Here is a 21494-nt window from a genome sequence, read left to right as displayed (position 1 = left end):
GCGGTCGAAAGCCCGGCCGCGGTCGAAGACTCGGTCGCGGGCGGAAAGGACAGCTTGAAGACCTGCTCGACCGCGGTGCGGATCTGCGCTCGGGTCGGCTGCAGCGCCAGGTCCAGCTCGCGGGCGAAGGGCAGCACGGCCCCGTCGGGGCGGGTGATGCGTTTCGGCGGCGCGATGAGGCGCATCTGCTCCGCGGCGGTCGCCAGGATCTCCCCGCCGATGCCGCAGGAGCGGTTGGAGTCGTCGACGACCACGAGCCGGCCGGTGCGTTCCAGCGACGCGGCGAGGCCGCTCCAGTCGAAGGGGTGCAGGGTCCGCGGGTCGAACACCTCCACCGAGATCGTGCCGGCGAGCTCCTCGGCGACGGCGAGGGCGTCGTGGACGAGGTGGCCGACCGCGACGACCGTCACGTCGTCGCCGGGCCGGTGGATGCGCCCGACGCCCAGCGGCACCGGCGCGAGGGTGGCGAAGTCGACGTCCTCGCGGACACCGATGGCGCCGGCGGGCGCGAACACGATGACGGGGTCGTCGTCGCGGATCGCGGTCAGCAGCAGCCCGTAGGCGTCGGCGGGGGTCGCGGGGACGACCGTCTTCACCCCGACGTGGGCGAAGAGGCTGTAGGGGTGGTCGGAGTGCTGCCCGGCCCAGCCGCCGCGGGAGCCGGAGCTCGGCAGCAGGTAGGTGACGGGGACGTTGACCTGCCCGCCGGTCATGAGGGAGAACTTGTGGGCCTGGTTGGCGATCTGCTCGAACGCGAGGAACAGCAGCGCCGGGATCTGGAACTCGATCACGGGGCGCTGCCCGGCCATCGCGGCGCCGGTCGCGAAGCTGGTGAACGCCTGCTCCGAGATCGGCATGTCGACAACCCGTTCGGGGCCGAACTTCTTGAGCAGGCCGGTGGTGACGTTGCTGACCGCGACGCCGACGTCCTCGCCGAACACGCACACGCTCGGGTCGGCGGCCATCTCGGTCGTCAGGGCCCGGTTGAGTGCCTTGAGGTATGACAGGTTCGGCATCAGGAGACCCCCGCCCTGGCCCGCAGGCCGTCCGCGTACAGATGGTCCAGCGCGCCCGCCGGATCCGGCGGCGGGCTGTCGACGGCGAAGCGGACCGCCTCGTCGAGCAGCGCCTCGATCTCCGCGTCGATGCGGTCCCGCTCCGCGTCCGGGATGCGGGAGCCCTGCAGGGCCACCGGGTCGCGCCGCATGCCCTCCGCCACCTCGTCGTCGGTGCGGTACCGCGGCCGCGCCGTGTGCTCCCACGTGTGGTGGGCGTCGAAGCGGTAGGCGACGCACTCGATGAGTGACGGCCCGCCGCCGGAGCGGGCCCGCTCGACGGCCTCCAGGGACGCGGCGAGCACCGCCTCGGGGTCGCTGCCATCCACTGTGGACGCCGGGATGCCGAACGCCTCGGCGCGGCCGGTGATCGTGCCGGCCACGGCCTGCTCGACGCGGGTGGTGGTGGCGAAGCCGTTGTTCTCGCAGACGAGGACGACCGGGACCTTCCACAGCGACGCGAGGTTCATCGTCTCCAGCACGACGCCCTGGCTGACCGCGCCGTCACCGAAGTAGGTGACGGCGACGACGTCCTTGCCGGCCCGCCGCGCCGCCCACGCGGCACCCGTCGCGATCGGCACGGCGGCGCCGACGATCGCGTTGGCGCCGAGGATGCCGAGGCTGAAGTCCGCGGCGTGCATCGAGCCGCCGCGGCCACCGTTGAGGCCGGTGGCCCGGCCCGTCAGCTCGGCGAGCATCCGGGCGGGGTCGGCGCCTTTGGCCAGGACGTGCCCGTGGCCGCGGTGGGTGCTGGTGATGACGTCGCCGGGGCGCAGCGCGGCACAGGTCCCGGCCGCGATCGCCTCCTGCCCCAGGTACGGGTGGATCCCACCGACGATCGTGCCGTCCCGGACGAGTTCGATGGCACGTTCCTCGAACCGTCTGATCAGGCGGACCGTCCGGTACAGCCCGGCGGCGTCAGTCACGTGGTACTCCTTCAGGAAAGCGGCGAACTACGCCGCGAGGACCTTCTCGTCGATCTTGGCGAGGATCCCGCTCCAGAGCTTGGCGCGGGCGGCGAGCGCGAGGTTGATGGTCTCCGCGCACTCGGCCCACTTGGCGTCGTCGTCGCCGCACAGGTCGGTCACCATCTGCATGGCCATCGGCGTGTGGAACTCGCCGTCGACCTCGATGTGCCGCTCCAGGTAGTCGACGAACGTGCCGAGCTGCCCGCCCTGCTCGTTGACCTTGACGACCTGCTGGAACATGTCCGGGATCAGGTCCTCGCGGCCGAACGCGAACGCCGCCGCCTGGCAGTGGATCGGCGCCGTGTCGATGAGGTGCCAGGTGAGCCCGACGAACTCCGCGGATGCCGCGGGGACGCCCGCCGCCTCCATCGCCGCCGGGACCGGGGTCTTGGCGCGCAGCAGGTCGATGAACGCGTCGATGACACCGGTGTCGGCGCCGGCCTCCTGCATGCCGAGCAGGTACAGCTCGAAGTGGCTGATGAAGCCGCCGCGCAGCTCGTCGCTCTCCTCGACCAGGACGATGTCGTTGATGAGCCGCCGGCTGCCGGTCGGCCCCGTCGGGATCCACGGCACCTCCACGCAGGTGAGGTTGCGCTGCAACGACTTCAGCAGCGACATGAAGTCCCACACGGCGAAGACGTGGTGCTCCAGGAACGTCTGGATCGCCGGCAGGCTGTCCAGCCGGGCGTAGATGGGGTGCGTGACGACCTCGGTGCGAGCCTCGGCGATCTGCGCCTCCAGCCGGTCGATGCCGGGGTGACGCTGACCCCAGTCGTAACGGGACATGTGAGCCTCCTGAAGGGTTTTGGTTAGGGCGTACGCCACAGCACGGGGCAGTACTCGGGGTCGGAGTAGTCGGGGCGGCCGTCTTCGGTGCGCCGCACCAGCACGTCGTGGTTGTAGGCGACGACGTCCCCCGTGCTGAGCTCGAACCGGCGGTACTCGTTGGCACCGTCCTGGAGATGGAACGAGACCGCGCGGCGGGGCCGGTCGCTGCGGTTCGGTCCGCTGCCGTGATAGGTGCGGCAGTGGTGGAAACTCATGTGCCCCTTGGGAATGATCATCGGGACCTTGACGACCTCGACGTTGTTGTACGCGGCGTTCTCGGCGAGCATCACCTCGAGGTCCGCGCGGTCCCGCTCGGCGAAGTGCCGCGTCGTGGTGTCGTCGGCGAGGATCTCCTCCCACCGGTGCGACCCGTCGACCATCGTGATCGTGCCCATCTCCTCGTCACAGTCGTGGAAGGGGATGAACGCGGTCAGCATGCTTTCCGACGTGCACGTCGACCAGTAGTGCCGGTCGAAGTGCCACGGGACGACGTTGCTGGGCTCACCGGCGATCGGCGGCTTGTAGATGAGCGTCGACTGGAAGACCCGGATCTCGTCGGCCTTCGCCAGCCGCGCCGCGACCGCGCCGATGAGCGGCTTGCGCAGGATCCGCGCGATCGGGTCGCTCTCGTAGTGCACGTAGTCGTTGTGCCGCTGCACGTCGCCCTTGGACGGGTCCCAGTAGGCCAGCTTCGGCGGGCGTAACGGCAGCGTGCGGGAGCGCTCGCCGGCGTAGAAGCGTTCGCTCGCCCCGACGAGCTGATCCATCTCGTCGTCGGTGAACAGCTTCTGCGTCAGGTACCAGCCGTGCTGCGCGAAGTGCTCGACGTCGTCGTCCGACGGCAGCAGCGCCAGGTCGTCGTCCGACAGCGAAGACGTCTCGGTCACTGAAATGGTCAAGGCTCCGGGTCCTTTCCGAATAAGGCGAAACGGGGGGTCAGCTGCGCAGGCCGTCTGTCGTGTCGCGCACCGCGGCGAGTTCGCGTTCCTTCGCCGCGTACAGCGCGGGAATGTTGCTCGTGCCGAAGGTCCGGGCGCCGTGCCGGTCGATGAGCTCGGCGAAGTACGTGCGGCGGATGTGCGTCGACTTGGCGAAGATCTGGTACATCTGGCCCCAGTGGTCCCGGTCGACGAGGATGCCGAGCGGCCGGAGCTGGTCCACCGGCACATCGACCGCGCCGAGCCGCGACTCCAGCACGTCGTAGTAGCTCGCCGGCGTCTGCGCGAACTCGACGCCCTTGGCGCTGAAGGCGCGCACGGCGGTCACGATGTCGTGGGTGCTGTAGGCGATGTGCTGCACGCCGGCGCCCTCGTGCCAGGACAGGAAGTCGTCGATCTGCCCGGCGCGGCGGCTCAGGTCCGGCTGGATGAGCGTGAACGTGACGCCGCCCGTCGGGCTCTGCACCACCTTCGACTGCATGCCCTGCTCGCCTACCTCGATGTACTCCTGGAAGATCATGACGAAGCCGAAGACCTTCTCGTAGTACTGCACGGTCGGGTCGAGCTCGCCGGCCTGCAGGCAGATCGCGGCGTGGTCGATGATGTGCAGCAGGTCCTCGTCGGTCGGGGCGGGCGGGGGCACCGGCATGTCGATCAGGCCGGGCAGGAAGTCGGTGTCGCCCTCGGTGCGCTGCACCAGCCGGTGGGTCACGTCGCCGAAGCCGGAGACCTCCGCGGTGACGACGATCGAGCCGTTGTGCTCCAGCCGCTGCGGGGGCTGGACCGCGGTGGCGCCGGCCGCGACCGCCTCGGCGAACGCGGCCGCGACGTCGGTGACGCTGAAGGAGATGACCGCGACGCCGTCGCCGTGCTTCGCGACGTACCGGCTGGCGCGGTGGTCGCCGCTGAGGCCTGAGGTGAGCAGGATCCGGATGTCGCGCTGCCCCAGCAGCACGCTGCGCTGACCCGCGAGGCCGGTCTCCGGGCCGCCGTGGCCGTAGACGTGGAAGCCGTACGTGGCGCACAGTTGGTGCGCCGCCTGGCGCGCGTCGCCGACGAACATTTCGATGTGGTCGGTGTCGAGGATCTGCATTGCCTGCTTCCCTTTCGGGTTCTGATCGGTCGTTCCCAGGGGGCTGTGACGAGCGGGCGTCACGCCGTGCGCGTCTCGTCGCGCGTCCAGGCGGACTCCGGTCGGCCGAAGATCAGACTCACGTTGTGGCCGCCGAAGCCGAAGGAGTTGGACAGGACGTGGGTCACCTCGGCAGGACGGGGTTTGATGAGGTGGTCCACGTCGCAGGCGGGATCGGGCTCGTCCAGGTTGTGCGTCGGCGGGAGCAGCCCGCGGAGCATGGCGTGGACCGACACCGCGGCCTCCACCACCCCGGAGGCGCCGAGCATGTGGCCGGTCACGCCCTTCGTCGAGCTGACCGGCGGGGTCCGGGCACCGAACACCGCGCGGATCGCGGTCGACTCGGCCACGTCGCCGAGCTTGGTGCTGGTGCCGTGCGCGTTGACGTACCCGACGTCCCCGGGCTCGATCCCGGCGTCGGCGATGGCCCGGCTCATGCAGGCGGCGGCGGCCGACCCGTCGGGGCGCGGGGTGGTGGGGTGGTGGGCGTCGTTGGTGGCGCCCCAGCCGACGATGTCGGCGTACCGGCGGGCCCGGCGCGCCTCGGCGTGCTCGGCGCGCTCGACCACGAACACCCCGGCGCCCTCGCCGAGGACGAGGCCGTTGCGCCGGCGGTCGAACGGGCGGCTCGCGGCGGTCGGGTCGTCCCAGCCGCGGGCGAGCGCCCGGGCGTTGCCGAACGTGTCGGCGAGGGTCGGGAAGAGCGGCGCCTCGCTGCACCCGGCGACGACGATGTCGGCCTCGCCGGCGCGCAGCAGCCGCACGGCCTCACCGATCGACTGGGCGCCGGCCGCGCAGGCCGTGCCGATGGACGAGCTGTAGCCCTGGATCCCGTGCCGCATCGCGACCCGGGCGGCGCCCATGTTCGGCAGCATGCCGGGCAGGAGGTAGGGGCTGACGCCGAGGCGGCCCTTCTGCGAGCGGAGCACCGCCTGCGCGTCGAGGGTCGCGAGGCCGCCGGTGCCGGAGAGGATGATGGCGATCCGGTACGGGTCGACGTCGCGGCCGACCACGATGCCGGCGTCGGCCAGGGCCTGCTCGGCGGCGGTCATCGCCATGATGATGTACCGGTCGACGACCCGCGTCTCAGGCGCCGGCAGCACCGACGTCGGGTCGATCGGCGGTGAGAACGCGGCCACGTCGACGGATCCGGCGAGGGGATGGTCGGCGGCGGGCTTCGTCAGCCCGGACCGCCCGTCGCACATGGCGTCGAAGACCTCGGCACCGGTCGTGCCGACCGGCGTGACGAGCCCGATCCCGGTAACTGCCATGGATCTGGTCATGGTGCCCCTCTTTCGACCACAACCACCGCGGAGGCGGTGTCGTGGCTGGTTCCGGTGATGGCCTCGGGCGCGGCGGCCTGCTCGAGGAGGATGACGAGGACCTCGTCGGCGTCGCCGTCGGCGAGCAGCAGCCGGGCCACGGTCAGCCCGGCATCGGTGCTGTCGACGCACACGACCGGGCCGGTCAGCTGCCACCGCGCGGCGACGTGCCCGGCGACGGCGTTGGGCACCGACTGGAAGAAGAACAGCGGCCCGACCCGGCCGCCGGTGTCGACGGCGGCCGCGACGTGCGCCGCGCTGGCCACGTCGCCGGTGGACGTGACGAGCACGATCGCGGTCACCGCGCTGGGAGCGCTCTCCGCCCGGCGCTGGAGGCAGCGGCCGGCGGTGGCGGCCACCAGCGGGTTGAACGTCGAGTGCACGAAGCCCGCGAGTTTCGGTAGCTCCTCGTCGCCCGGCTCCGGCCAGTCGGCGGCGGCGGCGACGTCGAGCCCGGCCCGCACCGCGAGCGCGGTCAGCGGCGGGATGTCCTCGACGAACAGTTCCGCCGCGCCGAGCCCTCGCTCCTGGTCCTCGGGGCCGATCAGTAACCCGGTCATGCTGCCCCCACCAGCAGGGCGGTGTTGGCGCCGCCGAACGCGGCGTTCAGGGTCAGGGCGTAGGACGGGCTCGCCGCGGTGAACCCGTCGAGGACGAGGTTCAGCGGACAGTGCTCGTCCGCGGCGAGGAAGCCCGCGTTCACCGGCAGCCGCCCGGTGCGCAGCGCGTGCAGGGTGACGATCAGCTCCAGCACGCCCGAGGCCTCCAGGGCCTGGCCGTGCAACGACTTCGTGGAGGAGACCGGCACCGTCGCGGCGTGCTCGCCGAGCGCGGTGCGCAGCGCGGCGGCCTCCGCGACGTCGCTCTGCGCGGTGCCGGAGCCGTGCGCGTTGACGTAGCCGACGTCCGAGGGGTCGACCCCGGCCCGCTGCAGGGCGGCGGTCATCGCCCGGGCCAGGCCGTGCCCTTCCGGGTGCGGCTGGCAGGGGTGGTACGCGTCGCCGGAGCGCCCCCAGCCGGCGAGCCGGGCGAGCGCCGGGACGCCCCGGTCACCGGCCGCGGCGGCGGACTCGACGACGACCGCGCCGATCCCGTCGCCGAGCAGCAGCCCACGCCGCCCGTCGCTGAAGGGCCGGACCTGTCCGTCAGTGGAGAGTGCCCGGCCCGCGTCGAAGAGGGAGAACTGGTCAGCGTCCACGAGGTACCCACCGGCCACGACGACCCGGTCGAGCTCGCCCCGGGCGATCGCGGCCGCCGCGTCGGCCACCGCGGTGCTCGCCGCGACGCACGCCGAGGTGTACGCCCGGATCCCCGCACCCAGCGGCAGGTCCCCGGCGAGGGCGGTGGCGCCGGCGAGCGCGGCGGTGAAGGCGGTGCTGCTGTGCCGGCGGCGGTCGGCCTCGGGCACCCTGGCGATCGCCGGATCGCCGTGCAAGGCGAGGAAGAGCGGCGCGCCGGCCCGTTCGGCGGTGCTGAGCTTGGCCTCGTCACAGGCCTCGTCCACCACGCGCGCGAGCTCTTCGGCGAGGGCGGGGGAGCCGGGCATGGCCGCGGCCACCCCGACCCGCCGTCCCGTCACGTCGAAGCGGTCCACCGGCCGGAAGGCCGCGACGCCGCCGTCCAGGCCGTCGGCCAGGGCGGTCATGCCCCGGCCGAACGCGCTCAGCACCGCCGCGCCGGTCAGCACCACTGCACCCGGACCGCGCCGAACGGTCGTGGTGGTGGTCATCGCGAACCCGTCTCGACCTTCAGTTCCTGGAGGACCTCGAGGGTCCCGCTCACCGTCGCCATGCGCGCGAGGGCGTCGTCGTCGAGGTCGAGCGGCACGCCGTAGTGCTGTTCGAGCTGATGGACGAGCCAGGCGAGCTCAAGGGAGTCGATCCCCTCGGCGACGTCGGCGGGCGTGCGGTCGCCGTACGTGGCGAGCATCGCCAGGACGTCGTCGCGGGTTGGTGCAGCGGCCACGCTCAGCTGCCCGCCGTTGCGGCGGCGGACCGGCGCTCGGCGACGGCGGCGATGAACTCGCCGACGGTCATCCCGGCCAGCTTCTCCGCCTCGTCGTCGTCGAAGCGGACGCCGAAGCGGTCCTCGACGCGGACGGCGAGCTCGGCGAGCGACAGCGACTCGAGGTCGGCGCCGGCCGGGCCGAGCGCGGTGTCGTCGTCGATGTCCTCGGTGCTGTAGTTCATCTCGGTCAACGAGTCCAGCAGGAACTGGCGAATTTCCTGATCAGTCGTCTCGCTCATCGTGCGTGGTTCCCTTCCTTGACAGGTGCCGGCGCGACCGGGTCGGTCGCGCCATCGGTCACGTCTGCTCCCGTTGTGCGCTGCGCCGGGATCGCGGCGGCGGGCGAGGTCGCGGTGCCGGCGCCGGTCGCCGCGAGAAGCGCGGCGCGGTCCCGGACGAGCTTGCCGGTGGCGGTCCTCGGCAGCTGCTCCACGACCTTCAGCACGCGCGGCCGTTTGAAGCCGGCGAGGCGTTCCGCGAGCCGCTCCTGGACCTGCGCCGCGGTGGTGCCGTCGTGCAGCATCACGTAGGCCTCGATGGCCTTGTCGTGGGTCACGACGGCGCTGGCGACGCCGGGCAGCGCGGCGAGCGTGTGCTCGACCTCGGTCAGGTCGACCTTGAGGCCGCCGACGGAGACCTGCGAGTCGCGCCGGCCGTGGATGCGCACGCGGCCGGTGGCCTGCTCGACGCTGCCGGCGTCCTTGGTGTGCAGCCAGCCGTCGGCCCAGCGGGCGGGGTCGACGAGGCCGAGGTACGGCGACGCGGGCAGCGACACGAGCAGCTCGCCGGCTTCCTCGCGGACGGTGAGGCCGGGTGCGGGGGTGAGGGAAGGGCGGTGTTCGCCGAACAGGTCGGTGGCGATGACCCCGACCTCGGTCATCCCGTACATGTTGCCGAGGCGGATGCCGTACCGGTCCACGAAGCCGCCGTAGACCTCGGCGCGGACGAGCTCGCCACCGGTGGTCATGCCGGTGAGCTGGGGCAGGCGGGGCGGCGTCTGCACCGACGAGAGCAGTTCGATGTGGAAGGGGACGCCGAGCAGCGTGGTCGGCTCGGGTCCGGCGGCGACGGCGGACAGGATGCCGTCGGCGGTCATCCGCGCCGGCACCACGAACTGGACGCCGGCGTGCAGCCCGTACAGCAGGCCGCCGACCAGACCGAGCACGTGCACCATGGACGCGAGCGACACGGTCCGCTCACCGCCCTGCGGCACCCCGGCGCCGATCTTCACGTAGCGCCCGATCTCCTCGACGAGGTCCGCCGCGGTGCGGGCGATGACCTTCGACGGGCCGGTCGAGCCGGAGCTGAGCTGGATGAGCGCGTGCGCGGTGTCGGCGGGCCGCCCCGGGTAGGTGGCGACGCGCTCCTCGATGTCGACGAAGCCGCGCAGCGGCCCGCCGGTGACGTGCTTGGCGGAGACGACGACCTGCGGCGCCAGCCGCTGCAGGGCGTTGTCGGTCTCGAACGCGGTGAGGCGGTGGTCCAGCAGCGCGGCACGGGCGCCGAGCCGCCAGGCGGCGAGCAGGTTCGTGACGAACGTGAGCGACGGGGCGAGGCACAGCGCGACGGACCCGCCGCGGCCGAGCCCGGCGGCGGCGAGGACGGACTGCTTGGCGGCGACCAGCGCGCGCAGCTCGGCGCGGGTGACAGGGGCGTCGAAGACCAGGGCGACCTGATCGTCCGGGCCGGACAGCAGCACCTCGTCGACCCACGACGGGTCGATCGCCTGGGTCGCCTGGGCGTCGGTCACCCGGAACCCCTTTCTGCGCGCGGCTGCTCCGCTGACCGGTCGGCCCACGTTGGCCGGCGATCAGCGTGTGCAACCCCCGATTGAACACACTGGCGAACGTCGGGCGCGGTCCTGCGACCACCGGTGCGAATCACGCCCGGACACAATGCGCAGGGAATAGTCACCTCGACTAGCCATAGACCTTACGCAATCAAACCCGTTTTACAAGAGTGCGCAACCCGACGGTGCTGCCGTTTGTCCGTTCTGCCACGCCTACGTCCGCTAAAAATCGTTTGCATCGATACGGTCTGCATTCGGCGCGGTCATCGCCGCGTTTTACAGAACTCCCTGCTCAGTACCGGTTCGGGGGACATCCCGCTCTTGTCAAATCGGACAAAATGGGCTACTAGCGGCGCACCGGATACAACTGGTATCTACCCTGCGAACACTCGCCACCCGCCCATTGCCGGGCTCTAGGGTGCGCAACCGCCACGATTGACCCCCGTCGACGTCGGCTCGGGCCGATATACCGATTCGCCATGTATGGCGGCATGATGAGCCTCCGGCCGGTCGATCTGAGACACCGCAGGCCACGGCCTGTCCCGGACGATGTGACGTGCATTGACAAGCGTCGGCGCGCCGCCCATACAATGGCCGGGCTCCGTGCGTCCCTATCCGGGAACGCGCCCAAAGCTGGTGATCCCATTCGGAGATTTGCGACTGTGAAAGCAAATGCCAGTTCCGCATACCCGTCCGCACCGGCCGGGCCCGGGCTGAACGCCGCCGTCGAGCGGTATTACGACACCACCCTGGACCTCTACGAGGACCTCTGGGGCCAGCACGTGCACCACGGCTTCTGGGACATCGGCGAGCGCCCCGGCAACGACGACGACCGGCACGTGGCGACCGACCGTCTCGTGCGCGAGCTGGTCGACTTCGCCGGCGTCCCGGCCGGCGCCCGGGTCCTCGACGTCGGCTGCGGCATCGGCGGGCCGGCGATGCACCTGGCGGGGCCGCTGGGCTGCACCGTCGAGGGTGTCACCCTCAGCGCCGCCCAGGCGGCCCGCGCCAACGAGAAGGCCGCGGAGCTGGGCCTCGGTGAGCGCACCAACTTCCGCCAGTGCGACTTCATGGCCAACGACTACCCGGACGCCTCGTTCGATGTGGTCTGGGCCGTCGAGAGTCTCATGCACATCGCGGACCGGGAGGCGTTCTTCGCCGAGGTCCTGCGGGTGCTCAAGCCGGGCGGCACCGTCGCGATCGCCACCTGGTCGGTCCGCGACGGCGAGCTGGACGCCGGCGAGACCCGGGTCGTCGACCAGATCCTGCGCCACCAGGTGATGCCCAGCTTCTCCTCCCTGGAGGAGCACGAGCGGCTCGCCGCCGCGGCCGGCTTCACCGGCATCGCGATCGTCGACTGGAGCGCCAACGTCGCGAACTCCTGGGAGCCCGGGTTCGCCCAGGTCAAGGAGCTGGACAACGGCCGGTCGATGATGCGTGACCTGGCCCGTGACCGCGGCGTCGACGTGCTCGGCTTCTTCTACGCGGGCCCGCTGATGCTCAAGGGCTTCGAGACCGGCGCGGTGACCTACGGCGCCGTGCGTGCCACGAAGCCGGCGGCAGGGGACTGATCGCCATGGCCGCCCACGCCGACATCGTGGAGCTGCTGCGCCAGGTCACCGGCGAGGACGAGGGCTGGGCGGCCACCGTCACGCCGTCCACAAGAATCGACACGGACCTATTTATAGACAGCCTTGAGATCGTGGACCTGAGTGCCAGGATGCGGGAGGCGTACGGGATCGACCTCGCCGCGTACATCGGCGGCCTGGACCTGCAAGGGCTCATCGACCTGACCGTCGGGGATCTGGCGGAGCTGACGGCATGAGTGGGCTGGAGCGCAGCGGAGTGGCCGCTCATCATGGGCGCAGGTTGAGCTCAGGCCGGCGCTGGAGCGCAGCGGAGGCGACGGCATGAGCAGATTCCTGTTCCTGAGCCTGCCGCTGACCGGGCACGTGAACCCGATGGTCGCGGTGGCGAAGGTGCTGCTCGCCCGGGGGCACGAGGTGCTGTGGGCGGGGTCGGAGTCGTTCCTGCGCCCCCTGGCCGGGCCCGAGGCGGACATCCACCCGATCCCACTGCGCGCCCACCGCGGCCAGGCCGAGCGCGGCCTCGACGCGACCCGCTCGCGGTGGGAGGGCTACATCCTGCCGCACACCAAGTACACCCGCAAAGGCATCGAGGCGGCCGTCGAGGCGTTCCGGCCCGACCTGCTCGTCGTCGACCAGCACGCGATCGCCGGACCGATCGTCGCGCACCGCTGCGGCCTGCCGTGGGCCACCGTCGCGTCCAGCGCGATGGAGCTGACCAGGCCGTTCGCCCGCGGGCTGCCCCGCGTCGAGGAGTGGATCCAGCAGCGGATGCGCGACGCGTGGACCACCGCCGGGCACGAGGGCGAGCCGCCCTGGGACCTGCGGTTCTCCCCGGACCTGGTGATCAGCTTCCTCGGCGAGGACCTCCTCGACGACCCGTCGCGGCTGCCGCCGAACACGGTCGTCGTCGGCCCGTCGCTCGCCGAGCGCGCGCCCGACCCGGACTTCCCGTTCGACTGGCTCGACCCGGCGCGCAGGCACGTGCTGGTCACCATGGGCACCCTCAACATGGACCAGGCCGCGCATTTCTACCCGCGGATCCTGGCCGCGGTCGAGCCCCTCGGCGACCGGCTCCAGGCGGTCGTCGTCGCACCCCAGGGCACCATCACCGGCGAGCCGGGCCACGTGCTCGTCCGCCGGCCCGTGCCGGTGCTGGAGCTGCTGCCGCACCTGCACGCGGTGGTCAGCCACGGCGGCGCCAACACCGTCAACGAGGCCCTCGCGCACGGCGTGCCGCTGCTCGTCGCCCCGATCAAGGGCGACCAGGCGCTCATGGCCTCGGCGGTGGCGCGGGCCGGCGCCGGGCTGCGGGTCTCCATCGACCACGCCCGGCCCGAGGCGCTGCGCGCCGCGCTGCTCGACCTGCTCGACGACCCCCGCTACGCGGAGGCGGCGCGCGTGACCGGCAAGCGACTGCTCGCGGGCGGCGGCGCCGAGGCCGCCGCGACGGCCCTGATCCAGTTCACCACCCAACGCACCACACCCGAAAGCGAGCAAGCGCGTGAAACTCCTGCGTGACACCTGGTTGATCTTCCAGCGGCACATGCTGCTGATGCTCCGGTCGCCGTTGTGGGTCGTCCTCGGCGTCGCACAGCCGGCGGTCTACCTGATCCTCTTCGCGCCGCTGCTCAAGCCGGCGCTCGCGTCGGTCGGCGCGAACACGATGAGCGACGCGTACAAGATCTACGTGCCCGGCATGCTCATCGCCCTGGCCCTCGCGGGCGGCCTGTACGTCGGCTTCGGCCTGCTCGGCGACCTCGCCAACGGCGTCATCGAACGGTCCCGGGTGACCACGGTCAGCCGGGTCGCACTGCTGCTCGGCCGCTCGCTGCGCGACGTCGTCACGGTCATCGTCCAGTCGATCATCATCACCGTCCTGTCGCTGCCGTTCGGCGTGTTCGTCAACATCGGCAGCCTGCTGCTCGGCTACGCGATCCTGGCCCTCTGCGCGCTGTCGTCGGCGTCGATCTCCTACGGCATCGCGATCCGGGTCGCCAACCCCAGCGTCCTGGGCCAGGTCGTCAACAACATCGCCCAGCCGCTGATGCTGCTGTCCGGCACCCTGCTGCCGCTGGCGCTCGCGCCGCTGTGGCTGCGCACGGTCGCCGACTTCAACCCGTTCAACTGGGCCGCCAAGGGCCTGCGTGCGCTGTTCATCGGCAACACCAGCGACCCGGCCATCTGGCAGAGCATCGCCATCGCCGGCGGCCTCATGGTGGTCGCGGTGATCTGGTCGGCCCGCACTTTCTCGCGTTCGGTCCGGTAAGGGAGCACTCTCATGATCAAGATCAAAGGGCTGAAGAAGGTCTACAAGTCCGGTCGCGGCAAGAAGGCGACCAGCGTCGAGGCCGTCAAGGGCATCGACCTGGACGTCGCGCAGGGCGAGATCTTCGGCTTCCTCGGGCCCAACGGCGCCGGCAAGACCACCACGCTGCGGATGCTCGCGACGCTGATCTCCCCCGACGACGGTGAGGCGACGATCGCCGGCGCGAACCTGCGCACCGAGCCGGGGGCGGTGCGGCGCCTCATCGGCTTCGTCGCGCAGGGCGGCGGCACCACCGACGACGTCAGCGGGCGCGAGGAGATCGTGCTGCAGGCCCGCATGTACGGCATCGGCAAGGTCGAGGCGGAGAAGCGCGCCGAGGCCGCCCTCGCCGCGTTCGACCTGACCGAGTACGCCGACCGCAAGTGCAAGACCTACTCCGGTGGCCAGCGCCGCCGGGTCGACATCGCGATGGGCGTCATCCACCAGCCGCAGGTGCTGTTCCTGGACGAGCCCACGTCGGGCCTCGACCCGCAGTCCCGCGCGCACATGTGGGACGAGATCCGCCGGCTGCGCGACGAGGGCATGACGGTCTTCATCACCACGCACTACCTCGACGAGGCGGACGCGCTCTGCGACCGGATCGCCATCATCGACCACGGTGAGATCGTCGCCGAAGGTACACCGGCGGACCTCAAGCGCGAGATCTCCGGCGACGTGGTGACGGTCGTCGTCGCCGACGAGGCGGAGCGCGCCGGTGAGGTGCTCGGCAAGGAGGCCTTCGCCAAGAGCGTCGAGGTCCGCGAGGACAACGAGGTGCGGCTCAACGTCGACGCCGGCGACTCGGCGATCCCGCAGATCATGCGGACCCTGGAGGGCGCCGGCATCAAGCTGGAGACGATCGGGCTGCACCGCCCGACGCTGGACGACGTCTTCCTGACCAAGACCGGGCGCTCGCTGCGGGACTGACCGCCCATGGACGACACAAGGGCGCGACCCGTTCCGGGTCGCGCCCTTGTCGCCTGCTCAGAGCCGCTCGCCGCCGATCGTGCCGGCGAGACGGTCCTGGATCGTGTGCAGCATCGTCGTCATCGCGGCGTCGTCGAAGCCGTGCCGCCGGGTCCGGAAGACCAGGTCCAGCGACGTCAGGCCGCGCACGATCAGGTAGAAGCCGGGACCGGTCGCGCGGGCCGGCTCGAAGCGCTCGATCCGCGGCGCGACCAGGCGGTCCTCGGACGGGAAGCCGGGCGGCGCGAGCATCGGGTTGTAGGAGAACCCGGGGTCGACGGGCGGGTCGAGGCGCTCGTGCTCGTCGCGGATCACCCACATCGCGTCCGGCGAGCAGACACCGTTCTTGAGCGCGTTGAACGCCTTCCAGTGCACCTTGGGCAGGATCTCCTCGAACGGCTCGTCCGGCTCGAACCGCAGCAGCAGCGGCGTCCACTGGTTGAGGCTGGTCACGACCCGCGCGTGCGTCTCGTCGAAGCGGTTGGACGACATGAGCAGCAGCAGCACCGCGTCCTCGCCGGTCGCCGCCTGGATGCCGCGGTAGTAGGCGGCGAGGATCAGGCTGGCCAGGGTCACCTCGAACTTGCCGATGGCCTCGTTGGCCAGCGGCATCGGGATGCCGGTGTGCAGCACCGCGCCGAGCGGCTCCGCGTCGCCGCCCGCGGGCCGGTGGGGTGCGGCGCTGATGGTCCGCCGCCAGTACCGCTCGGCGTTGCGCAGCCGCCCGCTGCCCTCACCCTGCTGGTCGAGGGCGAGCTCGATCGGCCCCGGCGCCGGCGGCAGCTCGGTGCCGCCGAGGATGGTCTCGAAGTCCTCGCGCAGGACGAGGCCGCCGACCCCGTCCGCGGCCATGTGGTTGAACACGACGAGGACCTGCTTCGGGGTCCCGCCGTCGAGCAGGATCCAGGCGCGCCAGGGCAGCTCCGCGGTGGTGTCGATCGCCCGCTGCAGCTCGGCGGCGTCCTTGGCCTCGCGCTCGGCGACGTCGGCGGTGCCCTGCCCGACCTGGGCGAGGACCTCCTGCACGGAGTGCGCGGCGACGCGCTGCCGGGGGAAGCCGTCCTCGTCGAGCACGTAGACGGTGCGCATCGAGGCGTGCCGCATGGCGGCGGCGCCGAGCGCCGACCAGATCCGCTCCTCGCTCCAGTCGCCCTCGGGCAGGTCCCAGACGGAGGAGAGGTTCGCCTCCCACAGCCGGTCGGCCGGCAGCCGCTCGATCTCGCGCCAGACGGACAGCTGTCCGACGGTGGCCGGATACGTCTCATCGCCGGACACGCTGTGCCTCCAGGGTGCTGCTCGCTGCGGTGGTCGTGCGGAGGAGGGGAACCCGGCCGAACCCTGGTGACACCCATGCCCGTCGGGTGCCGTCCGTGGGTGCCGGTGCGGGCTCCCCACCTGTGCGGTGGTGCTCGGTTCACTTCGGTTGCGGCGTCAGGTCAGCCCGAGATGGCGCGGCGGCCCGAGATGGCGCGGCCCGAAATGGCCCGGCCGGAGATCGCCCGACCCGAGATGGCGCGGCCGGAGATGGCCCGCCCCGAGATGGCGCGGCCCGAGATGGCCCGGCCCGAGATGGCGTTCGACATGTTCACCTCCTCATATCGTTTGGCACATCACAGTGCGATATGGAATGGCAGGGCACACCTCATCCGTCGCCTTCGCGACGAATCCGTGGCATGCCCTGGGGTCATTTGAACGACCGAAGTCTATGACCGTCAGAAGCATCGCCCCGCGTGTGGATCGTGTCAACCGCTCCCGTCACCCTTCCGGATATTTTAAATACCATCCGTATTTCCCAGACGCTTCTCCGGAAAACGGACATAACGATCGTTAAAATTCGGACCTTCAGGCATTGATTGGATAAGATCAATGCCTACCTCTTTCGTCAGGTAGAAGACAGCCGATAGGCTTCGACGCAGCGCTTGCAGGGTGGGCCCGAACGCTCGTCAGGGTCCGAACAGGTCTGGACCTGGACGACATGCAGGTGGTCCCTTTCGAGCGCTTTCCAGTGACCAGCAAGGGAGGTGCGAAATGAAGGCTGCTCAGCTGCGTGGTGTCAACGCTCAGCTCCGGGGCAACAACGCTCAGCTCCGCAACGCCCGGCTCTAATCCTGTCGTGGCGGCCGGCCGGCCCGGCGCAGCCGACGCCCGGCCGGCCGCCCGCAGTCTGCAGCGCCATCGGACCCGCGTACACCGACGATCACGAGGCGAGAGGTCATGGCGGAGACTGCAACGGCGCAGCGTGTCCCGGTCAACTTCGAGGGTGAAGGATCGGGTGTCGAGGAATTGACCTGGGGGCAATGGGCTGCCTGGAGATCCATGGAGCTGGGCGGCGGCCGGGTCGACTGGGCCGGCGGCACGATGCCGTTGCTCGACGGGCAGACGATCGAGCAGATCGTCATGGAACTCGCGTTCCTCATCGGCCGGCACCAATCGCTGCGGACCCGCTACCGGCTCGGTGAGGACGGCCTGCCCCGGCAGGTCCTGTCCGACTCCGGTGTCGTCCTCATCGACATCGTCGAGGCGGGCGAGGAGGATCCGGCCGAGGTCGCCGCGGCCCTCGACGTGGCCCTTCAGGACGCGCCGTTCGACAACGCCGAGGACTGGCCGGTGCGCGCCGCGGTCGTGTGCCGCGACGGGGCCCCGGCATGGTTCGTCGTGCTGTACTCCCACATGGCGGTCGACGCGTACGGCATCGAGGCCATCATCAACGACCTGGCGCACCTGGACCGGGCCACCGGCGAGCACCTCGCCCCGGCCGACGGCGTCCAGCCCGCCGAGCTGGCCCGCCGGCAGCGCGCGGGTGCGGCGCGGCGGCAGCACACCGCGTCGCTGCGGCACTGGGAGAAGCAGCTGCGCGAGATCGCGCCGGAGCGCTTCCCGCCCGTGCCGGACCCGCCGTCGCCGCGGTACTGGGAGGCGAGCTACGAATCACCCGCCGCCCACCTCGCCCTCGGCGTGATCGCCGAACGGACCAAGGCGCACAGCAGCACGATCCTGCTCGCCGCGTACGTGCTCATGCTGGCGAGGATCTCCGGCGACCCCACCACCGTGGTGCGGATGCTGGTGAGCAACCGCTTCCGGCCCGGTTTCAAGGAGTCGGTCTCCGGTCTGGCGCAGAGCGCCCTGTGCGTCGTGGACACCGCGGATGTAAGTTTCGACGAAGTCGTCGCCCGGGTGTGGAAGACGCAGCTGACCGCCGGCATGCACGCCTACTACGACCCCCGCGACCTGTGGGACATGATCGCCCGGGTGGGCGAGGAGCGCGGCGGGGCCCTCGACCTGCAGTCCTATTTCAACGATCGGCGCAGGACGATGGCATCGGCGGAGGTCCTGCCACGGGCGACCGCGACGGACATCAACGAGGCGTTGCCGAGCAGCCGGCTGCGCTGGGGGACGCACTCCGACGATCCCTACGCCACGGTGTTCTTCCTGATCAATCCGGTGCCGGACACGGTCGACATCACCCTGCGCGTTGACACCCGCCGGGTGGCACCGGACGATCTGGTGGCGATCCTGCGAGGGATCGAGGAACTGGTGGTCGCCGCCGCGGTCTCGGGGTAGCCGATCGGAGTAGCCGATGCACGTTGCCACGACCTGCCTCGCCGTGCCGTTCCTGGGTGACGGCGCCGGTGCCGGCCCCCTGACCTGGGGACAGCAGGAGATCTGGCACACGATGCGGCGGACCGGCCGGACCCTGAACATCGGCGGGACCGTCACGCTCGGCCCGGACGCCACCGTCGCGGATCTCGCCGCCACGCTGGGCCGCCTGGTGAGCCGCCATGAGGGCCTGCGGACCCGGTTCAGCCTCGCCGGCGACGAGCCGCGGCAGACCGTGGCCGCGTCCGGCACCGTCGACCTGGAGATCGTCGCGTCGTCCGCCGAGGACGCCGAGGACACCGCCGAGGCGCTGCGCAGCCGGTACGAGTTCACGCCGTTCGACCTGGAGCACGAGTTCCCCGTCCGGTGGGGCGTGGTGACCGTCGGCGACGTGCCCAGCCACCTCGTCGTGCAGTACTCCCACCTCGCCGTCGACGGGTTCGGCATCGAGGCCCTCGTGCGCGACCTGCCGCACGCGGCCACCGGCACGACCCCGGCCGCCGGGGTCCGCGCGCTCGAGCTCGCCCACCGGCAGGCACAGCCGGCCGAACGCCGGCACAGCGCGAAGTCGCTGCGGCACTGGGAGGCGGCGCTGCGGGACCTCCCGCCGGAGCGCTTCGGCACCTCCGACGACCCGCGGACGCCGCGCTTCTGGGAGCTCGTCTACCACTCGCCGGCGCTGCACCTCGCGCTGCAGGTCGTCGCCGCGCGGACCGGCGTGGAGACCGGCCACGTGCTGCTCGCCGCCTACGGCGTCGCCCTGTCCCGGGTCACCGGCCGGGCGCCGAGCGTCGCGCAGGTCCTCGTCAGCAACCGCTTCCGGCCCGGCTTCGCCGACGCGGTGTGCCACCTGACGCAGCCCGGCATCTGCGTCATCGACCCGGCCGGGGACCTGGACGAGGTGGCGCGGCGGGTGTGGCGGTCCGCGACGAGCGCCTACCTGCACGGCTACTTCGACCCCGCCGACCACCGGGCGATGCTGGACCGGCTCGCCGCCGACCGCGGCGGCCCCGTCGACATCTCATGCTTCGTCAACGACCGCCGAGGCCCCGCCGCCGCCGTGCCCGCGGTGCTGCCGGCCGCCGCGCGGATCCGGGCCGCGCTGCCCCGCACCACGGTCCGCTGGGACCGCACGCTGCCGACCTACGACGGCACCTTCTACCTGCAGGTCGACGCCCTGGACGATGCGGTCGGCCTGGCGGTCTGGGCCGACACGCACCGCCTGTCGCCGGCGCAGGTGGAGGCGTGCGTCCGCGGCATCGAGTCGGTCGCCGTCGAGGCCGCGCTGGCGTGACGCCCGTCGGACGCCTTTACGGCAGGCGGATCGACTGCGGCGTGGCGAACACGTCCTGCGGGTCGTAGCGCAGCTTCACCTGCTGCAGGCGGGGGTAGTTCGCGCCGTAGTACGCGCCGGCCCAGTCGGTCAGGTCGCGGCTGGCGTAGTTCTGGTACACCTCGCCGGTCAGGTGCGGGGCGAGCTCCTCGACGAAGCCGTCGATCCACGCCACGTTGGTGTCGGTCTCCTCGTCGCCCTGCCACTGCGCGATGACCGAGATGTAGTGCAGCGGCGCCCGGTGCACGAACGCGGTCGCCTCCGGCGCGACGCGGCCGATGGCGCCGCCGCCGAGCAGGTCGAAGCGGACCATGGAGTAGCCCGACGGCGCCCGCCGGAAGTTGTCCAGGATCGTGGCGAACGCCGGCTCGTCGAATCCTTCGGGTCCGAAGTATCCGCCGAGCCACTTCGACTGCAGCCCGTACATGATCTCCTCGCCCATGCCCTGCATGAGGTCGAAGTAGGAGCACTCGCCGATCGAGCTGAACAGCGGCTCGCCGAGCGCCTCGATCGGCGCGAGCGCCTCCGCGGCCTCCCCGGGCGGGCCGACGTACAGGCCGTACATGACGACGACCGGCTCACCCTCCGGGTAGGGCTCGGTGGTCAGCAGCAGGCAGAAGGCGAGCCGGTCGTCGCCGCGGTCGTCGTACAGGTCGCGATAGGCGCGGAACACGTCCTCGGCCCGCGACAGGGGCCACGCGACGACGCCACCGACGACGGTCCTGGGCAGCGGGTTCAGCCGGTACGTCAGCGAGGTGACGACCCCGAAGCCCGCACCGCCGGCGCCCCGCAGCGCCCAGAACAGCTCCGGGTGCTCGTCCTCGCTGACCCGCAGGACGGCGCCGGACGCGTCGACGACCTCCGCGGCGACGATGTGGTCGGCGCCAAGCCCGTACGTGCGGCCGAGCGGACCGTAGCCGCCGCCGAGGCTGTAGCCGGCGTTGCTCACGGTCGGGCACTCGCCACCCGGACCGGCCAGACCGTATTCGAGGCCGTCCTCGCCGGTGAACGAGTGCTCGACGTAGGTGACCTTGTCGATGTCGCGCCAGCCCACGCCGGGACCGACCGTCACGGTGCGCGCGGCCGCGTCGAACTCGACGGAGCGCAGGCCGCCGACGTCGATGACGACGCCGTCCTCGACCAGCGACAGCCCGGCCGCGTGGTGCCCGCCGCCGCGGACCGCGAGGGGCAGGCCGTGCTCGCGGGCGAAGCCGATCGCGGCGGCGACGTCGGCGCTGCCGGCGCACTGCGCGATCAGCGCCGGCCGGGTCCGCACCCGGGTGTTGAACAGCACCCGCGCGGCCTCGTAGCCGGGATCGTAGGGGGTCACCAGGGTGCCGTGGAAGGTGTCGCGAAGTCGCGCAAGATCGAGCCGCACTCGCAGATCTTGTCATCGACCCGGATCGTCGGCAAGCAGGCGAAGGACGGCCACCTCGCCGCGGGCCCGGTCGCCCGCCGCCGGCCGGGGGCTGGTGACGCCGTCGCCGCCGCGGCGGCCCGGGGTCCCACGGGGTGGTGCTGCGTCGCGCCAAGGTCGCGTCCACGATTTCCCATGATCCGGAAGACTTTATGTCTTGGCGTTTAACGTCTTGTTGGTTTTGTGGGGGTGTTGGTGTCGTTGGTTTTGTGTGGTGGGTGGCGGGTTGCGGGTGTTGTGTGGCTGCC

Annotated in this window: 20 protein-coding genes and 1 pseudogene; 7 read left to right on the top strand and 14 right to left on the bottom strand. The window is 71.5% G+C overall.

From position 1 onward, the window contains the following. Window positions 1-68: 68 nt before the first annotated feature. The 11 genes and pseudogenes from ABZS58_RS46275 to ABZS58_RS46225 all read right to left on the bottom strand — a co-directional run. A pseudogene (locus tag ABZS58_RS46275) lies at window positions 69-1016 on the bottom strand (transketolase C-terminal domain-containing protein); the annotation flags it as partial. Beyond that, complete coding sequence (locus ABZS58_RS46270; RefSeq protein ID WP_354790709.1) at window positions 1016-1981, bottom strand: thiamine pyrophosphate-dependent dehydrogenase E1 component subunit alpha; 966 nt, start codon at window positions 1979-1981, stop codon at window positions 1016-1018. The pseudogene ABZS58_RS46275 and the gene ABZS58_RS46270, both read right to left, overlap by 1 nt. Before the next feature lie 27 nt (window positions 1982-2008). After that, a complete protein-coding gene (locus ABZS58_RS46265) occupies window positions 2009-2809 on the bottom strand; it encodes a DUF3050 domain-containing protein (protein WP_354790708.1) in 801 nt (266 codons plus the stop codon). Between the two features lie 23 nt (window positions 2810-2832). Then, window positions 2833-3744, bottom strand: a complete 912-nt coding sequence (locus tag ABZS58_RS46260) for a phytanoyl-CoA dioxygenase family protein (RefSeq protein WP_354790727.1) — start codon at window positions 3742-3744, stop codon at window positions 2833-2835. Between the two features lie 43 nt (window positions 3745-3787). Next, on the bottom strand, window positions 3788-4882 hold the full coding sequence (hppD, locus tag ABZS58_RS46255) for a 4-hydroxyphenylpyruvate dioxygenase (RefSeq protein WP_354790706.1): 1095 nt from the start codon (window positions 4880-4882) through the stop codon (window positions 3788-3790). A 59-nt stretch (window positions 4883-4941) separates the two neighbouring features. Further along, window positions 4942-6204, bottom strand: coding sequence for a beta-ketoacyl-[acyl-carrier-protein] synthase family protein (locus tag ABZS58_RS46250; protein ID WP_354790704.1), 1263 nt, complete (start codon window positions 6202-6204; stop codon window positions 4942-4944). Next, window positions 6201-6803 carry a beta-ketoacyl synthase chain length factor gene (locus tag ABZS58_RS46245; RefSeq protein WP_354790703.1) on the bottom strand — a complete coding sequence of 201 codons (603 nt, stop codon included), beginning with the start codon at window positions 6801-6803 and terminating at the stop codon, window positions 6201-6203. Before ABZS58_RS46245 ends, ABZS58_RS46250 begins: the two co-directional genes overlap by 4 nt. Then, entirely contained in the window at window positions 6800-7972 is a 1173-nt protein-coding gene (locus ABZS58_RS46240; protein WP_354790701.1) for a beta-ketoacyl synthase N-terminal-like domain-containing protein, read from the bottom strand. The genes ABZS58_RS46245 and ABZS58_RS46240 overlap by 4 nt, the downstream gene beginning before the upstream one ends. Beyond that, window positions 7969-8172 (bottom strand): phosphopantetheine-binding protein, encoded by a 204-nt coding sequence (locus tag ABZS58_RS46235; protein ID WP_354790726.1) that lies wholly within the window; start codon window positions 8170-8172, stop codon window positions 7969-7971. Before ABZS58_RS46235 ends, ABZS58_RS46240 begins: the two co-directional genes overlap by 4 nt. A gap of 38 nt (window positions 8173-8210) precedes the next feature. After that, window positions 8211-8489, bottom strand: coding sequence for an acyl carrier protein (locus tag ABZS58_RS46230; RefSeq protein ID WP_354790699.1), 279 nt, complete (start codon window positions 8487-8489; stop codon window positions 8211-8213). Beyond that, the gene (locus ABZS58_RS46225) at window positions 8486-10000 is read right to left on the bottom strand and encodes a long-chain fatty acid--CoA ligase (protein WP_354790698.1); all 1515 of its coding nucleotides are present in this window, start codon (window positions 9998-10000) and stop codon (window positions 8486-8488) included. Before ABZS58_RS46225 ends, ABZS58_RS46230 begins: the two co-directional genes overlap by 4 nt. A 701-nt stretch (window positions 10001-10701) precedes the next feature. Here ABZS58_RS46225 and ABZS58_RS46220 point away from each other — a divergent pair. The 5 genes from ABZS58_RS46220 (at window position 10702) to ABZS58_RS46200 (ending at window position 14860) form a co-directional block, all read left to right on the top strand. Beyond that, complete coding sequence (locus ABZS58_RS46220; protein ID WP_354790696.1) at window positions 10702-11610, top strand: methyltransferase domain-containing protein; 909 nt, start codon at window positions 10702-10704, stop codon at window positions 11608-11610. Between the two features lie 5 nt (window positions 11611-11615). Then, window positions 11616-11864 (top strand): phosphopantetheine-binding protein, encoded by a 249-nt coding sequence (locus tag ABZS58_RS46215; protein ID WP_354790694.1) that lies wholly within the window; start codon window positions 11616-11618, stop codon window positions 11862-11864. A gap of 85 nt (window positions 11865-11949) precedes the next feature. Continuing rightward, complete coding sequence (locus tag ABZS58_RS46210; RefSeq protein WP_354790693.1) at window positions 11950-13146, top strand: glycosyltransferase; 1197 nt, start codon at window positions 11950-11952, stop codon at window positions 13144-13146. Then, the gene (locus ABZS58_RS46205) at window positions 13130-13894 is read left to right on the top strand and encodes an ABC transporter permease (RefSeq protein WP_354790691.1); all 765 of its coding nucleotides are present in this window, start codon (window positions 13130-13132) and stop codon (window positions 13892-13894) included. Before ABZS58_RS46210 ends, ABZS58_RS46205 begins: the two co-directional genes overlap by 17 nt. A 12-nt stretch (window positions 13895-13906) precedes the next feature. Continuing rightward, window positions 13907-14860, top strand: coding sequence for an ATP-binding cassette domain-containing protein (locus tag ABZS58_RS46200; RefSeq protein WP_354790689.1), 954 nt, complete (start codon window positions 13907-13909; stop codon window positions 14858-14860). 57 nt (window positions 14861-14917) lie between these two features. Here ABZS58_RS46200 and ABZS58_RS46195 read toward each other — a convergent pair whose 3' ends face one another. Together ABZS58_RS46195 and ABZS58_RS46190 are read right to left on the bottom strand one after the other, a co-directional pair. After that, the gene (locus ABZS58_RS46195; RefSeq protein WP_354790687.1) at window positions 14918-16174 is read right to left on the bottom strand and encodes a condensation domain-containing protein; all 1257 of its coding nucleotides are present in this window, start codon (window positions 16172-16174) and stop codon (window positions 14918-14920) included. A 161-nt stretch (window positions 16175-16335) separates the two neighbouring features. Then, window positions 16336-16482, bottom strand: a complete 147-nt coding sequence (locus ABZS58_RS46190; RefSeq protein ID WP_203844346.1) for a hypothetical protein — start codon at window positions 16480-16482, stop codon at window positions 16336-16338. A gap of 631 nt (window positions 16483-17113) precedes the next feature. On the opposite strand from ABZS58_RS46190, the gene ABZS58_RS46185 reads away from it, so the two are divergent. After that, a complete protein-coding gene (locus ABZS58_RS46185) occupies window positions 17114-18460 on the top strand; it encodes a condensation domain-containing protein (protein WP_354790684.1) in 1347 nt (448 codons plus the stop codon). Between the two features lie 16 nt (window positions 18461-18476). Continuing rightward, window positions 18477-19790: a condensation domain-containing protein gene (locus ABZS58_RS46180; protein ID WP_354790683.1), complete on the top strand. Its 1314-nt coding sequence runs from the start codon at window positions 18477-18479 to the stop codon at window positions 19788-19790. A gap of 16 nt (window positions 19791-19806) precedes the next feature. Here ABZS58_RS46180 and ABZS58_RS46175 read toward each other — a convergent pair whose 3' ends face one another. Beyond that, the gene (locus tag ABZS58_RS46175) at window positions 19807-21207 is read right to left on the bottom strand and encodes an FAD-binding oxidoreductase (protein ID WP_354790682.1); all 1401 of its coding nucleotides are present in this window, start codon (window positions 21205-21207) and stop codon (window positions 19807-19809) included. Window positions 21208-21494 lie beyond the last annotated feature (287 nt).

Source organism: Dactylosporangium sp. NPDC005555 (assembly GCF_040605635.1).
GTDB lineage: Bacteria > Actinomycetota > Actinomycetes > Mycobacteriales > Micromonosporaceae > Dactylosporangium.
This window is presented reverse-complemented; position numbering and strand designations above follow the sequence as displayed.

Bases quoted from the DNA above. Each gene is read 5' to 3' on its own strand.
- ABZS58_RS46265 (WP_354790708.1), bottom strand. From the start codon at position 2,809: ATGTCCCGTTACGACTGGGGTCAGCGTCACCCCGGCATCGACCGGCTG.
- hppD (WP_354790706.1), bottom strand. From the start codon at position 4,882: ATGCAGATCCTCGACACCGACCACATCGAAATGTTCGTCGGCGACGCG.
- ABZS58_RS46250 (WP_354790704.1), bottom strand. From the start codon at position 6,204: ATGACCAGATCCATGGCAGTTACCGGGATCGGGCTCGTCACGCCGGTC.
- ABZS58_RS46245 (WP_354790703.1), bottom strand. From the start codon at position 6,803: ATGACCGGGTTACTGATCGGCCCCGAGGACCAGGAGCGAGGGCTCGGC.
- ABZS58_RS46240 (WP_354790701.1), bottom strand. From the start codon at position 7,972: ATGACCACCACCACGACCGTTCGGCGCGGTCCGGGTGCAGTGGTGCTG.
- ABZS58_RS46235 (WP_354790726.1), bottom strand. From the start codon at position 8,172: ATGCTCGCCACGTACGGCGACCGCACGCCCGCCGACGTCGCCGAGGGG.
- ABZS58_RS46230 (WP_354790699.1), bottom strand. From the start codon at position 8,489: ATGAGCGAGACGACTGATCAGGAAATTCGCCAGTTCCTGCTGGACTCG.
- ABZS58_RS46215 (WP_354790694.1), top strand. From the start codon at position 11,616: ATGGCCGCCCACGCCGACATCGTGGAGCTGCTGCGCCAGGTCACCGGC.
- ABZS58_RS46210 (WP_354790693.1), top strand. From the start codon at position 11,950: ATGAGCAGATTCCTGTTCCTGAGCCTGCCGCTGACCGGGCACGTGAAC.
- ABZS58_RS46200 (WP_354790689.1), top strand. From the start codon at position 13,907: ATGATCAAGATCAAAGGGCTGAAGAAGGTCTACAAGTCCGGTCGCGGC.
- ABZS58_RS46190 (WP_203844346.1), bottom strand. From the start codon at position 16,482: ATGTCGAACGCCATCTCGGGCCGGGCCATCTCGGGCCGCGCCATCTCG.
- ABZS58_RS46185 (WP_354790684.1), top strand. From the start codon at position 17,114: ATGGCGGAGACTGCAACGGCGCAGCGTGTCCCGGTCAACTTCGAGGGT.
- ABZS58_RS46180 (WP_354790683.1), top strand. From the start codon at position 18,477: ATGCACGTTGCCACGACCTGCCTCGCCGTGCCGTTCCTGGGTGACGGC.